This is a genomic window from Neisseria sp. P0001.S005 (genome assembly GCF_051963715.1).
In genome coordinates this window covers 1-340 of record NZ_JBQCTZ010000841.1, presented here as the reverse complement: position 1 = coordinate 340, position 340 = coordinate 1, and the positions used below count along the sequence as shown (strand labels likewise).

At 51.5% G+C, this 340-nt stretch carries 1 protein-coding gene; it reads right to left on the bottom strand.

Annotation, left to right across the window (positions count from 1 at the left end; translation table 11 throughout):
• Positions 1-172 precede the first annotated feature (172 nt).
• Positions 173-340 (bottom strand): pyrroline-5-carboxylate reductase family protein (locus tag ACTHSP_RS23140; RefSeq protein ID WP_440347140.1); only part of this gene is annotated, 168 nt, incomplete at its 5' end.

Sequence of the window (340 nt, the reverse complement as noted above, 5' to 3'; positions counted from 1 at the left end):
TCGCCGGATGGAAATGCTTTTTGCCAAGGTTTGGTCAGCCAGCCTGTTGCCTGTATGCTGAATTTGAGCAGGGGGTGCTCTGTTGCCAATCCTGCGTATCGGAGCAAAAAGCGTGTGATACACAGGATGGCAATAGCGTCTGCCAATAATAAGAGCAAGTCGCCGCGCATGTTCAGACGGCCTTATATTGTTGCGCCATTTCTTGCGAACGTTTAACGCAGGCTTCTACACCCTGTTCGATGGCTTCGGCAACGTGACGTGCTTTGAAGGTTTCGATGGCTTCGTGTGTCGTGCCGCCTTTGGAAGTCACGTTTTGCTGTAATTGTGCGAATGCTTCGCC